17 protein-coding genes are annotated in these 15,588 nt (G+C 38.0%); 12 read left to right on the forward strand and 5 right to left on the reverse strand.

Annotated elements, in window-relative coordinates:
- Positions 1-146 precede the first annotated feature (146 nt).
- Entirely contained in the window at positions 147-887 is a 741-nt protein-coding gene (locus tag DV942_RS20585) for a LytR/AlgR family response regulator transcription factor (protein WP_145860651.1), read from the reverse strand.
- A 388-nt stretch (positions 888-1,275) separates the two neighbouring features.
- Between DV942_RS20585 and mgtE the strand changes: the two genes are divergently transcribed.
- From mgtE to DV942_RS20600, 3 genes are all read left to right on the forward strand, one after another.
- Positions 1,276-2,652 (forward strand): magnesium transporter, encoded by a 1,377-nt coding sequence (gene mgtE, locus DV942_RS20590; protein ID WP_090987572.1) that lies wholly within the window; start codon positions 1,276-1,278, stop codon positions 2,650-2,652.
- A gap of 9 nt (positions 2,653-2,661) precedes the next feature.
- Positions 2,662-3,276: an HAD hydrolase-like protein gene (locus DV942_RS20595; protein ID WP_145860654.1), complete on the forward strand. Its 615-nt coding sequence runs from the start codon at positions 2,662-2,664 to the stop codon at positions 3,274-3,276.
- Positions 3,277-3,632: 356 nt separating this feature from the next.
- Positions 3,633-3,962 (forward strand): hypothetical protein, encoded by a 330-nt coding sequence (locus DV942_RS20600; protein ID WP_145860655.1) that lies wholly within the window; start codon positions 3,633-3,635, stop codon positions 3,960-3,962.
- 218 nt (positions 3,963-4,180) lie between these two features.
- On the opposite strand, the gene ychF is transcribed toward DV942_RS20600, so the two are convergent.
- Positions 4,181-5,281, reverse strand: coding sequence for a redox-regulated ATPase YchF (gene ychF, locus DV942_RS20605; RefSeq protein ID WP_145860658.1), 1,101 nt, complete (start codon positions 5,279-5,281; stop codon positions 4,181-4,183).
- A gap of 295 nt (positions 5,282-5,576) precedes the next feature.
- On the opposite strand from ychF, the gene DV942_RS20610 reads away from it, so the two are divergent.
- On the forward strand, positions 5,577-6,041 hold the full coding sequence (locus tag DV942_RS20610; protein WP_090987567.1) for a hypothetical protein: 465 nt from the start codon (positions 5,577-5,579) through the stop codon (positions 6,039-6,041).
- A 69-nt stretch (positions 6,042-6,110) separates the two neighbouring features.
- Here the strand turns inward: DV942_RS20610 and DV942_RS20615 are convergent, their stop codons facing one another.
- Together DV942_RS20615 and DV942_RS20620 are read right to left on the reverse strand one after the other, a co-directional pair.
- Positions 6,111-6,434 (reverse strand): DUF3276 family protein, encoded by a 324-nt coding sequence (locus tag DV942_RS20615; RefSeq protein ID WP_090987565.1) that lies wholly within the window; start codon positions 6,432-6,434, stop codon positions 6,111-6,113.
- 79 nt (positions 6,435-6,513) lie between these two features.
- Positions 6,514-8,304 (reverse strand): ABC transporter ATP-binding protein, encoded by a 1,791-nt coding sequence (locus tag DV942_RS20620; RefSeq protein ID WP_090987562.1) that lies wholly within the window; start codon positions 8,302-8,304, stop codon positions 6,514-6,516.
- A 617-nt stretch (positions 8,305-8,921) separates the two neighbouring features.
- On the opposite strand from DV942_RS20620, the gene DV942_RS20625 reads away from it, so the two are divergent.
- The 8 genes from DV942_RS20625 (at position 8,922) to DV942_RS20660 (ending at position 14,818) form a co-directional block, all read left to right on the forward strand.
- A complete protein-coding gene (locus DV942_RS20625) occupies positions 8,922-10,010 on the forward strand; it encodes a Glu/Leu/Phe/Val family dehydrogenase (protein WP_145860660.1) in 1,089 nt (362 codons plus the stop codon).
- Positions 10,011-10,060: 50 nt separating this feature from the next.
- Positions 10,061-11,011: a transcription antitermination factor NusB gene (gene nusB, locus DV942_RS20630; protein WP_134203269.1), complete on the forward strand. Its 951-nt coding sequence runs from the start codon at positions 10,061-10,063 to the stop codon at positions 11,009-11,011.
- Between the two features lie 2 nt (positions 11,012-11,013).
- Positions 11,014-11,472: a DUF1573 domain-containing protein gene (locus DV942_RS20635; protein WP_145860662.1), complete on the forward strand. Its 459-nt coding sequence runs from the start codon at positions 11,014-11,016 to the stop codon at positions 11,470-11,472.
- 65 nt (positions 11,473-11,537) lie between these two features.
- A complete protein-coding gene (gene yajC, locus DV942_RS20640; protein WP_090987555.1) occupies positions 11,538-11,855 on the forward strand; it encodes a preprotein translocase subunit YajC in 318 nt (105 codons plus the stop codon).
- Between the two features lie 121 nt (positions 11,856-11,976).
- Positions 11,977-12,924 carry a YbbR-like domain-containing protein gene (locus DV942_RS20645; RefSeq protein ID WP_244950762.1) on the forward strand — a complete coding sequence of 316 codons (948 nt, stop codon included), beginning with the start codon at positions 11,977-11,979 and terminating at the stop codon, positions 12,922-12,924.
- Positions 12,924-13,541: a dephospho-CoA kinase gene (gene coaE / locus DV942_RS20650; protein ID WP_145860664.1), complete on the forward strand. Its 618-nt coding sequence runs from the start codon at positions 12,924-12,926 to the stop codon at positions 13,539-13,541. The genes DV942_RS20645 and coaE overlap by 1 nt, the downstream gene beginning before the upstream one ends.
- Positions 13,542-13,585: 44 nt before the next feature.
- A complete protein-coding gene (locus DV942_RS20655; protein ID WP_145860666.1) occupies positions 13,586-14,527 on the forward strand; it encodes an exonuclease in 942 nt (313 codons plus the stop codon).
- Between the two features lie 150 nt (positions 14,528-14,677).
- Entirely contained in the window at positions 14,678-14,818 is a 141-nt protein-coding gene (locus DV942_RS20660; protein WP_244950898.1) for a DUF5522 domain-containing protein, read from the forward strand.
- Positions 14,819-14,852: 34 nt separating this feature from the next.
- On the opposite strand, the gene DV942_RS20665 is transcribed toward DV942_RS20660, so the two are convergent.
- Complete coding sequence (locus DV942_RS20665) at positions 14,853-15,446, reverse strand: Uma2 family endonuclease (protein WP_145860669.1); 594 nt, start codon at positions 15,444-15,446, stop codon at positions 14,853-14,855.
- Positions 15,447-15,588: the final 142 nt, after the last annotated feature.

Here is a 15,588-nt window from a genome sequence, read left to right on the forward strand (position 1 = left end):
TTTGCTACAATTTTTTAGAGCCGAGAAAGGGTTTTAATTGCTTCGCAGTCCTTTAGGCCAACATCAAGCCCTGAATAGGCTCAGCCTGAGTTGAAAAAGTAGATTGATCATCTCCACAACGAACCATCCGACCTTCAAAACTAGGGCTAATTTCTGCCTGATAATAAAAAACGTTCTTCAATAAACTTGCTGAAAGCAGCTTTGTAATGTGCCGCCATCAATACCTCATACTTTCCGAGGTTTATCTTATTACCTTCAATTTTCTTTACGTAAGCCGAATTGATGATGTAAGATTTGTGTACCCTGAAAAAGCTTGTATTGTATTTAAGTTTTTCTTCCATCTCCTTAATGGTCATGTAAACAGAGTAATTTTCAGTAGGAGTGTATAGGTGGATATGATTATTTGAACCCTGGATATAAATAATGTCAGTTTTTTGCACGGTTAAGATTGTGCTTTTATCACTGGACTTTCTAAAATAGAAAACATCTTCACTATCTCCTTCAAAATTGTGGCTTCCGTAGCATTCTTTTAATACATCATTGACCACTTTTGCAAATTCTGAAAGATCAAATGGCTTAAGAAGATAATGCTTTGCCCTGACTTTGAAAGCATCTATCGCATATTGTGGGTAGGAGGTGATAAAAATAATATTGTGCGGTTCGCCCTTTAGATTTTCTGCCAGGTCAATGCCTGAAAGATTTGGCATATCGATATCTGTGAAGATGATGTGGCTTTGCTTCAGCATGGTGATATCGTTTAAAGCTGAAACCGATTTTGTGTAGGTGAATTCTAATCTAAGCCTTGGAAATGCGGAGATAAATTCTTGAAGAATGTCAATAGCTGACTGGTCATCATCGATAATGATGCAGGGGATTGTGTTATTCATGAGAGATATATTAGATATGACAAGATACAAAATATTCCTGATTTAGAATCAAATACATTTGAAAGGTTTTTACGCGTTCGTTTTTGTCCCCTAACCAATAGATGTTCAGGAAAGATCTCAATTGGATAATTCAATTACAGAGATGGTTGTTAATCCTGCTACCATTTCTGCACCCCGGCCCTACTCTTTCAAGTTGATGATTTTGATGTTAACAAACGATTAAATCATTGCCTAAACATGCCCTTGTATTGACTTTATGCTTCTGTAATTTTAATTTAGGCTGTCTCCTATACTGATTTTAGGGGCTTAGGTTGGCTTTTTAAGAAATAAAATGCACCTTTGCGAACCGTTAAATAGGTTTAAGCATGTAACAAATAAATAGCTGTGTATGGAAGAAATGGTTGTGGAAGAAATTCAGGAACTACTTGAAAAAGAGAACGACAAAGCATTAAAACAATATCTGGATCAACTGAATATATCAGATGTTGAAGAACTGATAGATGAACTCCCACAACACGCAGCTAAATTTATTGAAACCTTATCCCTCAATAGGGCAGTAAATGTATTCAGGATCCTGGATTTTCCTACACAGGAACGGATCATTAAAAAACTTTCAGGCAATAAACTTAATCAGATCATTAAAGATCTGCCACCTGACGACCGTACCGCACTTTTCAGTGAGTTAAAAGGAGATGTGGTTAAAAAAATGATCACCCTTTTGCCGCCGGAAGAACGCAAAGAATCGCTTGCGCTTTTAGGCTATAAAGAGGATAGTATAGGTCGTTTAATGACGCCTGATTACATTGCTGTGAAACCCGAATGGTCTATCAGCAGGGTTTTGGCGCATATCAGGCGTTACGGGAAAAACTCAGAAACCATCGATGTGGTATATGTAATCAATAAGGATGGGGTGCTGTTGGATGATATCAGGATACGGGAAGTTTTGTTGGCCGATCCCGAAGCCATTATAGGCGAGTTGACCGATAAACGTTTCATTGCCTTAAAAGCAAATGACCCTCAGGAAGATGCAATCAACATCTTTAGGATGAATAACCGCGTGGCTTTACCCGTGGTGGATGAGCATAATATCCTCCTGGGTATCGTTACCGTTGATGATATTTTGTGGATTGCCAATGAAGAATATACTGAAGATATGCACAAAATCGGGGGTACCGAGGCTTTGGACGAACCTTACCTGGATATCCCGATTTTTAAACTGGTAAAAAAACGTGCCGGTTGGCTAATTGTACTGTTTTTAGGCGAAATGTTAACCGCAACAGCCATGCAGCATTTCGAAATCGAACTCGAAAAAGCAGTAGTACTGTCTCTTTTTATTCCTTTGATTATGAGTAGTGGCGGTAATAGTGGTTCACAGGCATCTACCCTAATCATCCAGGCCATGGCCTTAGGCGAAGTAACCATTGCAGAATGGTGGAGGGTAATGCGGCGCGAACTTGTTTCAGGGGCTTTACTCGGAATCATTCTTGGAACTATTGGTTTTGTTCGTATTGTAACCTGGCAAGAGTTACACCTCTATAATTATGGGCCACATTGGTTTTTAATTGCTACTACTATATTCTTTACACTTGTTGGCATTGTACTTTGGGGCAGTTTAATCGGTTCGATGATGCCAATTATCCTGAAAAAACTGAGACTTGATCCTGCAACCTCATCGGCACCATTTGTAGCCACTATGGTAGATGTAACCGGAATTGTTATTTATTTTAGTGTAGCCGTATTGATTTTGAAAGGCGTTTTACTTTAAATTTAAATCATGCAAAAGAAAATTACCACACTTTTTACTGATATCGGGGGCGTTTTATTGACAAATGGCTGGGATAGGCAGGCAAGGGGAGAGGCTTCTGTACTTTTTAACCTCGATTCCGTTGATCTCGAAGAACGGCATCACCTTACTTTCGATACCTATGAAGTGGGCAAATTAACGCTTGATGAATACCTGGAGCGTATCGTTTTCTTCAAAGAACGCAATTTTACCTACGATGATTTTAAGGAATTCATGTTCAAAAAATCACTTCCTTATCCGGAGATGATCCAGTTGATCTGTAATTTAAAAAAGAAATACAATTTAAAGGTCGCCGTTATCAGCAATGAAGGCCGGGAACTCAACCAGTATCGCATTAATACTTTCAAACTGAATGAGTTTGTCGATTTTTTTGTGTCGTCAAGTTTCGTGCATTTCCGTAAGCCCGATGCCGATATTTTTAAAGTAGCCATTGATATTTCGCAGAGTGACGTAGAAACGAGCTTGTATATTGATGACAGGATGTTATTTGTGCAGGTTGCCGAAGGTTTGGGCTTAAAGGGCATTCATCATACCGATTATGAAGATACCAAAGCGCAATTGGCTGCTCATGGGTTGGAGGTTTAATATAAGTCGTCCTCGACTGAAACACATTGGAATGGAGAGATCTATTTTATTGGTTTTAAGAGGATTGACAATGGTTGGTCAATTATAGAGTATAAATATTTGCTGCTTAGGAAAGTTTATGTATCTTTACATCGTGAAAATTACAACAGCAAAATATTGTTTTAACCTGTGTTTTGGTTACTCAAAAAGTAACGGGTCGACTTTATTTATCTGATAAAATATAAAATGAATTAAAGCCGCTTGTTACAAATGTAATAAGCGGCTTTTTTGTTTCCTATCGTTTGGTATGCACAATGGATGTGTGCTGGTCTGCAAAACCAGTGTAGTCAGTTCGATTCTGACACCAAACTCAAAAAATGAAGGGGCGTGAATGTGATCTCATGCTGCAGTTGAAAGGTGTCTTTTATGTTTTGAAAGCACAGACAGCAGGTCTTTTTAAAGTTTCGTCCCGCTCGTTGCAAATCCTCACTTGGTTGCTGGTTTTCCATTTCGATCTGGATCAAAGCACAAAGCCACTGCTAATACCTGAGGCTGGATACACTGATAATTCTTTTTTCTGTATCTTCTCTAGCGTTCGTCATCCTGAATTTATTCCAGGATCTTTTGTAAATATTCAGAGTTGTTACCTTTTAAGAAATATAAGTTCATTTAAGCTTACAGGTTTGAGTGATACGCCAGCTTGCTAAAAAGTTAAAAAGGATGTGCTACACTTCATTATCCGTGTTTATACGTGCACATCCGAAGTTAATACCTAAATGATACTAACTGTGTCTGACAACGTAACATCTTCCGTGTTTTCCGGGCTTCCGTGGCAAAACCTTCAGTGGCGAGGCTTTATAAATAAAAAAGCCATTCTTGCGAATGGCCCTAAGTTTTTTAAAGTCCCCTATAGGGATTTGGATGTTTAAACATTAAATCTGAAGTGCATGATGTCGCCATCTTCCACTACATAGGTTTTTCCCTCTACACCCAATTTTCCAGCCTCTTTACAGGCATTTTCAGAGCCCAGGGTTACAAAATCGTTATATTTGATCACCTCTGCGCGGATAAATCCTTTTTCGAAATCGGTATGGATTACCCCTGCAGCTTGCGGCGCCGTAAAACCTTTGGTAATGGTCCATGCCCTTACCTCTTGTACGCCCGCAGTGAAATAAGTATACAGATTTAATAATTTATAAGCTGCACGGATCAGTTTATTTACGCCAGATTCAGTTAAACCTAAGTCGGCTAAAAACTCCTGGCGCTCTTCGTAACTGTCCAGTTCGGCAATTTCTGACTCAATTTTAGCAGAGATTACCAAAACTTCGGCATTTTCATCAGCAACATTCGCTTTCACCAGGTCAACATATTTGTTTCCGGTAACTACCGATGCTTCATCCACATTACAAACATACATGACCGGTTTTTGAGTGAGCAGGCCTAAATCCAGGATAAACTCGAAATCTTCTGTTACCAATGGTGCAGTACGAACAGATTTACCGCTTTCTAAATGAGATTTAACCACGGTTAAGATTTCATAAGTACGTTTAGCGTCTTTATCTCCACCTGTTTTAGCCATTTTTTCAACTTTTTGAATACGTTTTTCAACGGTATCCAAGTCTTTAAGCTGTAACTCCGTATCAATAATTTCACGGTCGCGGATCGGGTCAACAGAACCATCTACGTGGATGACATTTCCGTCATCAAAGCAACGCAGAACGTGGATAATGGCATTGGTTGCACGGATATTTCCTAAAAACTGGTTTCCTAAGCCTTCACCTTTCGATGCACCTTTTACTAAACCGGCGATGTCTACAATCTCGATGGTGTTCGGTTGTACTTTGTTTGGCTTAACCAACTCCGCCAGTTTGGTTAACCTGTCATCAGGTACTGTAATTACACCAACATTGGGTTCAATTGTGCAAAAGGGAAAGTTTGCAGCCTGCGCTTTTGCGTTCGATAAACAGTTAAAAAGAGTCGATTTTCCCACATTTGGTAAACCCACTATACCACATTGTAATGCCATTATTTATTAGTCTTTATGTCTAGTTCCGGGCTACTGATTCATAATCTTAAGGTCAACAGCCCTATGCTCGTTTTTTGATCTTTAGTTTGGGCGCTTTGGCCATGATCTATCAAACCATCAACCATTTTACCTCTTTCCGCTTTCCTCTTTCCGCTTTCCGCTTTCCGCTTTCCGCTTTCCGCTTTCCGCCCTAAATTCCGCGCAAAGATAAGCTTTTAAAACCTTTATTTAAACCCTTGCTCTTGTATCAAATCTATATTTTATCTAAGTTTAGCCCAAAATACATAGAGATTAAATGGAAGATTTTGAAAAAGAAGTGCCTCAGGAAGTGAAGTTGGTTGTTACGGAAGAAATGCGTAGCTATTTTTACGATATGAGTAAATGGGCAAGATTTCTATCGGTTGTAGGTTTTATTGTCTCTGCATTTTTAACCTTGAGCTCATTTGGGATAGGGGCCGCAATATCTGCAAACCCAGCAATGCTTAATCAATTAGGGCCATTGGCCGGTATTGGTGCAACAGGCATCACCATATTTTACCTGCTATTAGCCTTACTCTTTTTTTACCCAAGTTTATTGCTCTTGCGTTTTTCGGCCAAGGGCAAGCAAGGTGTGCTGTTTGGCGATCAGGAGACTTTTAACGATGCCATTTCAAGTGTAAAATCACTGTTTAAATTTTGGGGCATACTCACCATTATCTTTTTGGTAAGCTATTTTCTGTTAATTCTCGCCGTAGCAGTAAGCGGTGCAGGTATAAAATAGAAATATCAAACGATAAAAAAAAGCCTCCGGATTATTAAATAAGGAGGCTTTTTATTGAAATTATATTACTTAAAAAGTAAAATCGTCGCTTGTTTTCGTGCTATGTTCTCCATTTTCAGAATATTCATAACGTTTTTCAACCACATCCTGATGAGTTTTGATATAATCTACAGTTTCATTTAATCCTTCTGCAAATTTTTCGAAATCTTCTTTGTATAAAAAGATTTTATGTTTTACAAACACACCGTCTTCTAATCTTTTCTTGCTCTCGGTAACTGTTAAATAGTAATCACCCGATCTTGTAGCCTTCACGTCGAAGAAATAAGTTCTCTTTCCTGCTCTTACTTTCTTTGAAAAAACTTCTTCTCTTTCCTTGTTGTCGAATTCTCCCATGGTTGGTATTGATGTTGGTTTTTGGTTTCGGTAAATATAAAGCAAATATTTAAAGTTCAAAATACAATTTTAATACAATTTAAATCGTTCGCGTTTCCTCTTCCAAAAGTTGGTTGTTATAAAGCTCCTTATAACTGCCATTTAGGCTAAGTAATTCATTGTGTGTGCCTTGTTCAATGATTTTTCCGTTGTCCAGCACCAGAATCTTATCTGCATTTTTAATGGTCGAAATTCTGTGGGCAATTAAAATACTGGTTTTCCCGGCCATGATTTTACCCAGGTTTTGTAGTATTTCCTCCTCTGTTTTCGTATCAACAGCCGAAAGGCAATCGTCGAAAATGAGGATCTTAGGCGATTTAATCAAGGCTCTGGCGATAGATACACGCTGTTTTTGTCCTCCCGAAAGGGTTATTCCCCGCTCACCCAGCATAGTCTCGAATTTTTCTTCGAAATCAATAATATTGGTGTAAACCGAGGCATTTTTTGCGGCTGTATGTACTTCTTCATCGGTTACCGCATCTAAACCAAAGGCAATATTGTTTTTTATGGTATCCGAAAAGAGAAAAACTTCCTGCGGTACAAAGCCAACCTGGCCGCGATAATCTTTAAGGTTTAGTGTTTTTATATTTTTTTTATCGATGTTTATTGCACCATTTTCTACATCATACATCCTCATCATCAGGTTTGCCAAAGTTGACTTTCCCGATCCCGTCTTGCCGATAATGGCTACAAATTCGCCTGCATTAACTTCAAAACTCACATTTTTCAAAGCTTCAATGCCTGTATCCGGATAGGTAAAACTCACATTATCGAATCTGATATTACCCTTTAACTCGATTTCTGCTGTTTCGTTCGATTGAATATCTGATGGGATGTCTAAAAACTCATTTATCCTTTTTTGCGATGCAGCAGCCCGCTGGATTAAAGAAGTAACCCAGCCCAGCATGGTTACGGGAAATGTTAATTGATTGATGTAAATGATAAATTCGGCAATGTTCCCTGCAGTAATGCTGCCGTTCATCACCTGTATACCACCTATATATATGGTTAAAATGGTGCTCAATCCTATTAACAGCAACATGGTAGGGTAAAATAAAGCCGATACTTTAACCAGGCTCATGGAGTCTTTTTTATAATCATTGCTCTGGATCTCAAACATGTTGCGGGTATAATCTTCTCGCACATATGATTTGATAATCCTGATTCCCGAGAAACGCTCTTGTACAAAACTGGAAAGATCTGATAAACGCTCCTGGATCTTCCCGCTTTTTTTAAAAATCAGGGTGTTTACGTAGTAAATGATCACCACCAGAAAAGGCAGGGGCAATAAACAATAAATAGCCAGTTTGGAATTTACATCAAACATCGACCAGATAATGAGTACAGATAAAACAAATGTGTTAATTGTATACATAATTGCCGGTCCAACGTACATTCTTACCCGGTTCACATCCTCGGTTGCACGGTTCATCAAATCGCCGGTATTATTTCTGCGGTAAAAACCTAAGCTCAGCTCCTGGTAATGCTGATAAATATCATTCTTCATATCAAACTCTATATGCCGCGACATTAAGATAATGGTTTGGCGCATAAAGAAAAGGAACAGTCCCCGCAGTAAATAAAGTGCAATAACCAGTAAACCAAAAAATAACAGGTTACTGCTAAAAATATTATAAATAATGGCCTGACGATCAAAACCAGCAAAAAGGTTAAACAGCTGAATGTTTTCGCTAATTAAATCAACTGCATAACCGATTACCTGTGCCGGTACTACACCGAAGATATTAGAAATCACCACAAAAATACTTCCGGGAATAATCCACCACTTGTATTTAAGAAAGTATTTGTTTAATCGGCTCAGATGTTTCATGTTCTGCAAACTTAGATAAATTTGTTATTTCATGCTACTTATTTGTCCATTGGAAATTGAGCTTTAATAATTAATGACATTTTGAGTGCAAATGCCGTTCGTTGTCCGTCTGTTCTGTTTTTGAAATGTATGGTATGCCTTTCATCGCAATTATAGTCCTGCTGTTGATTTCAAGCCTGTTGAATGACTGGACTTTACATTATGTCGGTTATAGATTCTTTTGTGCGCAGTTTTCGTGGTGTCTGATGTTTCCATCTGGCACTGCTATATTTCTCCAGCCCTCATTTTTCGTGGTGTCGGTTTCCATCTGACACTACTACATTTCTCCAGTGGCTCATTTAATTCAGCATGACGTTCAACCTGCTCAGATGGGAAAAATCAATCTGGATTAATAAAATCTATCTGCGCGATAGGCCTGCTCAGCAATGATAATGATGCGGATAAATTCATGGATAGCAGAATAATAGCCTTTTTAATAGGTTACAGATCTTTCGTACGCAAAGTGACGATCGGAAGGAGATTGCGGCCTTAACGAATAAATTTTGTCATAGTTTTCTTAAATACGTGTAATAATCGTTTTTTATTTTAATTTTGCAGCAGGTTATCCGAACGTTCATATGCCAGCAAATTCTCCGTCAGATTCATCAATTTTAGATCAATTAAGTGCTTACGGGCACAAAAAATTGGTTTTCTGTAATGATCCAGATACAGGTTTAAAAGCAATTATTGCTATACATGATACCACATTAGGTCCTGCTTTAGGTGGAACACGTATGTGGAGTTATAGTACCGAAGGTGAAGCATTGGAAGATGCATTGCGGTTATCCCGCGGAATGACCTATAAAGCTGCAATCACTGGCCTAAACCTGGGCGGCGGAAAAGGTGTGATCATTGGCGATTCCAGAAAAGACAAAACCGAAACTTTAATGCGTAGCTATGGCAGGTTTATCAAAAACCTGAATGGCGAATTTATTACCGCAGAAGAAATGGGTACCAATACACGCGATATGGAATATATCCGTATGGAAACCAATTATGTTACAGGTGTTCCCGAATCGATCGGTGGCGCGGGTAATCCCGCTCCGTTTACTGCGCAAGGTGTTTATTTAGGTATTAAAGCGAGTGTTAAAGAGGTTTTTGGTACAGATATGCTTGCCGGAAGAACCATTGTAGTGCAAGGAATTGGAAATGTAGGTGAACACCTGGTTGCCTTATTAAGAAAAGAAAATGCTGAAGTGTTGATCAGCGATATTAACCAGGAACAATTAACTTATGTTGCCCGGAAGTATAAAGCAAAACCGATCGAGGCAGATAAAATTTTCACCACCGATGCCGATGTTTATGCGCCATGTGCAATGGGTGCTACCGTTAATAACAAAACCATCGAAAAAATGAAATTTGCAATTATTGCAGGTTCTGCCAATAACCAGTTAAAAGATGAGGTTCTGGATAGCGAATTACTCTTAAAAAAAGGGATTTTATTTGCGCCTGATTACCTGATTAACGCAGGTGGATTAATTTCCTGTTATTCGGAGTTAACTGGTTTCGGCAAAAAGCGTACCGTACAGCTTACTGAGAATATTTATGATGCTACACGCAGTGTAATTAAATTAAGTAAAGCAGAAAATATATCAACAAACATTGCCGCAAACCGGATTGCCGAGAAACGGATTGCAGATATTAAAAAAATTAAATCGTCATATTAAATCATAATTATTAAAACAGGTTTTAAATAACCGCACTCGTTCTTACATTCATGTTAAACAGAAGGCACTTAAGAATCAAAGCTTTGCAAAATATTTTTGCTTGGCACATGGCAGACAAAAAAGACATTAAAGGAGATTTAAAAACTTTAATGCAAAGCATCGATAGCGTGTACGAAATGTACATCTGGATGCTATCTTTAATGGTAGAGGTTACAGAATTTACCGCTAACGACGCAGCAGAGCGCGCAAATAAGTTTATCAAAACAGCAGAGGATATCAATCCGAACATGAAATTGCTACACAATAAGTTTAGCGTTTTATTGCAGCAAAATCCTGAATATGCTTCCGCAATTAAAAAATATAAGGTTGATTGGGGGTTCGATCCTGAAATCCGTAAAACCGTTTACAATTCTTTAAAGGCGTCAAAAGAATATGCTGAGTATCTGGCCGATCCAAACGAAAGTTTAGAATCATCAAAAGACATTATTAAATACATTTTTCGTAAAATCATCTTGAAAAATCAGGCTATTATCCAGGTTTTTGAAGAGAAATTTATCAATTGGCAGGTAGATCATGAAGTGATGAAGGGGATGGTAGCCAAAACCTTGAAAAACTTTACATCCGAAGATCCTTTCAAAAACAAATTAACCGAAATTAGTGCCGATTGGGTTGAAGACAGCAAATTTGTTCAGGATTTATTTGTGCACACTTTACAAAATGATGCGAAATACCAGGAAATGATTGCTGATCGGACTAAAAACTGGGAATCGGAACGTATTGCTTTGATGGACACTATTTTGATGAAAATGGCCATTTGCGAGCTGTTAAATTTTCCATCTATTCCGGTTAAAGTAACTATTAATGAGTACTTAGAGTTGTCAAAAGATTACAGTACACCGAAAAGTAATTCATTTATTAACGGTATTTTAGACAAAATTTTAGGCGATCTGAAGAAAAACAATACCATTAAAAAGATCGGCCGTGGATTAATCGAAGATTAAAAATGAAAAGAACATTTATCCTGGCTATTGCTGCGCTTTCATTCGTAGCCTGTCGCAATGCAAATAATCAAACCAGCGAAACTGCTTCGGCTGTTTCGGTTGGCAATGACACTTCAAAAACAGCTAAAGTTGCCCCGGCAGATGCACCTGTTATCGTTTTCGAACGCGATATTTTCGATTTCGGTAAAATCACACAAGGTGAAAAAGTTAAGCACGATTTCAAATTTAAAAATACAGGTAAGAGTCCGCTCATTGTTTCCAATGCAACGGCAACCTGTGGCTGCACCATTCCGCAGGTACCTGGCGAACCTATTTTACCAGGTAAAGAAGGTGTCATCAGTGTAGTTTTCAATAGCGAAGGCAAAATGGGTATGCAGGATAAGGTGATAACGGTAACATCTAATGCAAACCCGACCATAAGTACCGTCCATCTGGTAGGAGAGGTGCTGGAAAAAAAATAAATCGGTTTGGTGGCTTGGGCATCATCCTTAACGATCAAAATTCATAATAAACAAATAAAAAAGAAATGATATCAACAGTAATATTACAAGCAGCAGGCGGAAGTAGCACGTTAACTACAATTGTACCAATGGTACTGATCATGGTAGTTTTCTACTTTTTCATGATCCGTCCGCAAGTTAAAAAAGCTAAAGACCATAAAAAATTGGTTGAAGAATTGAAAAAAGGAGATAAAATTGTAACGACTGCTGGTATTCACGGCCGTATTGCAGATATGAATGAAACTACTTTTTTAATTGAGGTTGAAGGTGGCGTTAAAATCCGTTTCGATAAATCGGCAGTTTCTTTAGATGCAACCAAAGCGGTGATTACACCTAAAGCATAATAAATTAATAAAATTTAAGTGCAGTCCCGAAAACTTTCGGGACTGTTTTTGTTTTATTACATTTGATTAAATGCATTTTGGAAAATTGTTTTTCCGGATGATAGTCCATATTTAATTTATTATGCCCTTCATTACATTAACGAAAATTGAAAAAAGACGTGTATTTAGCTTACTGGCCTGCCTGTTGCTGGCCATAGCCGCATGGCTTTTTATGGCATTAAATAATAAGTATGTTTATGTTGCTAAAACCGTATTGGTTTTTAAAAACAGTCCCACCAAAAGAGCATTTTATCCTTTACAGTCTGATACGATAGATTTACAGGTAGAAGGGACGGGCTGGCAGCTGCTTTTTGCCCGTTTAAGAATCAATCCACCTTCTGTTTCTGTTAGTTTGAGCCAGCTCAATACCAAAGATTTTATCGTCTTTTCCGATCAGCTTTTTAATATCAACAGGCAGTTGGAAAGTACGCAGAAAGTAATTTCAGTTAAGCCCGATACCCTTTATTTCGATTTTACCAAACGCGTCGTAAAAAAAGTTCCTGTAAAATTGATTGATAAATTAGGGTTTGCAAAACAATATGGCAGGTCAAGTGACGTGATCCTCAATCCTAAATATGTAAAGGTTGCCGGCCCCTTGGAAGAACTTTCTAAAATAACATTTTGGCCAACTGATACACTTAAACAGGATAAAATACAGAACAGTATTACCGCAAGGGTAGCTTTACAGCACAGCATTCATAAAAACGTAAGCATTTACCCATCATCTGTTGAAGTTAAAGTGCCCGTTGATGAGTTTACGGAAAAGACCATTGAAGTGCCTTTAAAAATCATCAATAACCGGAGTTATAACAGCATTAAACTTTATCCTAAAAAAGTTAAGGTTACTTTTTTAGTTGCTCTGAGTAATTACGATCAGGTTGATGAAAGTTTTATTACTGCAACTGTTGATGTTGATGAATGGAAGGATTTAGGGCATCGCCAGTTTACGGTGAAGATAACCGAATTTCCCGACTACTGTAAATTGGTTAGCGTAAAACCTTCAAAAATAGATTTCATTGTAGAAAAATAATGTATAAAGTAGGCATAACAGGTGGCATAGGCAGTGGCAAAACAACGGCCTGCAAGGTTTTTGAGGCGCTGGGGATTCCGGTATTTTACGCTGATACGGTTGCTAAGGAAATCATGTGCAAAGATGTTTTGTTGGTTGCCGGAATAAAAACTGCTTTTGGTGAAGAAAGTTATTTTGCAGATGGAAAACTGAACAATAAACATATCGCAGGCATAGTTTTTAGTAATGAAGAAGCGCTGGCAAAATTAAATGCGTTAGTTCATCCGGCCGTTTTTAGGGCATTTGATGCTTGGGAAGAGACCGTGCCAAAAACTGTTCCTTACACGCTTAAAGAGGCAGCTCTGCTTTTTGAAAGTGGTTCTTACAAGATGTGCGATACCACTGTTCTGGTTACTGCACCATATGAAATGAAGCTAAAAAGGGTAATGCAGCGCGACAGTGTTTCGGAAGAACAGGTTAAAGCGCGCATGGACAAACAATTTAATGACGAAGAGAAATCTAAACTAGCCGGACATTTTATTGTAAATGATGAACAACAATCCATCATCGGGCAGGTATTAACCTTGCATCAGCAGTTTTTAAAGGCTGCGGAAGCCCTTAAGCTTGCCAATTTATAACGATCTACTCTAATCATACCATTCTTAAATCCTTTCATTTCAATATGATTTTAGCAGATTTTATTACCATTACCCCAACGGGCTTATATTGTATTTACGGGGATTTTTATCTTGATCCACAGCAGCCGGTTAAAGAAGCGGTTGTTTCGCATGCCCATGGCGATCATGCTATCGGTGGGAGCCAGAACGTGTACTGCACTGCTGCTACTGCAACTTTTATGAAACACCGGTACCGTAAATTTGCTGCGGTTGATTTTTTCACCAAAAATTATCACGAATCTTTTAAAATAAAGGAAGTTACCATCACTTTTTATTCTGCCGGACATATTTTAGGTTCGGCACAGGTATTAATGGAATATAACGGTGTAAAGTATCTGTATACTGGTGATTATAAAATTGAACATGATGGTACTTGCGCACCTTTTGAATTTGTAGAGGCTGATGTTTTAATTACAGAAAGCACCTTCGCCAATCCGGAAACCAAACATCCTTCTCCCATAACCGAAATTAAAAAGCTCAACGAAACCCATTCGAATATCATGCTGGGTGCTTATGCCTTAGGTAAAAGCCAGCGGATAATCCAGTTGCTCAACCAGCATTGCTCTACAAAAAACATTATGGTTCACCATAGCATTATGCCTTTTGTTAAAATATATGAAGATTATGGCGTGAAAGTAGGGAATTACAAAATGTATGATAGGAAGGTGATGAAAAATAATCAGGAACATCAGGTTTACATTGTGCCGCCAATGGTGTTCCATAGTTACCATAAGGCCATTAATGTTGTCCGTGCCTTTGCGTCAGGATGGAAGAACCTGCAGCAGCGAAACGGGATATCACTTTATATTTCTGATCATGCCGATTGGGATGCGATTCTGGAAACCATAGAAAAAGTTAAACCCAGGCAGGTTTGGACTTTGCACGGTGATGGTAGACAGCTTAAAGATTATTTTAAAGATAAACTGGAGCTTAAAATATTAAATTAATCAGTGTTCGTCATTCTGAACTTGTTTCAGGATCCTTAGCTATTAAATGAACACTCAATCATTCATTATTCATTCAATCATTCAAAATTCAATCATTCAATATTGGCTATGAAAGAAGGCGAAGACTTTTATTTCAATGAAGACGGACTAATGGTTTTCACAGAAGCCTACCATTTAAAACGTGGTTATTGCTGTAAAAATAAATGTAAACACTGCCCCTGGAGTTATGGGAAGAAAAAAGAGAAAAGTAATCAGTTGACGATTTGCAGTTTGCAATTGACTGGGAAATAGGCCAATTGGTACCGCATCGTTCTGAGTTCAATTGTTAAAAACGGACAAAATAGTAGATGTCGCTTAGTGCCATGTCAAATCCCATTGAAACAAGGGTTAATGTATCAGAAATCTCTTTGTATTCTCTTAACAGCCAATTTCTATTTTCATTAATGTGATAGGATTGTACAAAAACAGATTCCGAATCAATCATGATGTATTCTTTTAACGATGGAATATCTTTATACAAGTTGAATTTTTTATTCCTGTCGTAATTTTTGGTTGAAGGAGAAAGAATTTCAATAATCGCAGTCGGTAAAATGGAAGTGTCTTTATCAAAATTACTATGTGTTGAACCATTGCAATAAATGGAAATATCCGGATAGGTAAACAAAGTATTTTCCGGAATATTCATTCGTTTATCACTTCCGTAAGGTCTGCAGGGCTTGCCTTTAAGCTTTTTGCCTATTTCCACAAAAACATTACTGAAAATCTCATTGTGATTCTCTCCGGCACCAGACATGGCAAAGATCTCTCCCTGGTAATACTCATGTTTTACTGTTGACGCTTTTTCCATCTCCAGGTATTCTTCAATAGTATAATGCCTTTTTTGATAGGCTATTGCGGGTTCATTTACAATTTTATCCATGTCTAAATTTACAGATGTTTTCCCGTAAAGATTGAATAAATAAACGATTTAAACGTTTAAAACGGCTATAGGATTAACTGTTGAGTGGTCTAACCGATTAATCGCCAACCGAGAGCTTTAAACTGAGAATTGTAAACTGCCA

Origin of the sequence: Pedobacter suwonensis (genome assembly GCF_007833675.1) — a bacterium.
GTDB lineage: Bacteria > Bacteroidota > Bacteroidia > Sphingobacteriales > Sphingobacteriaceae > Pedobacter > Pedobacter suwonensis.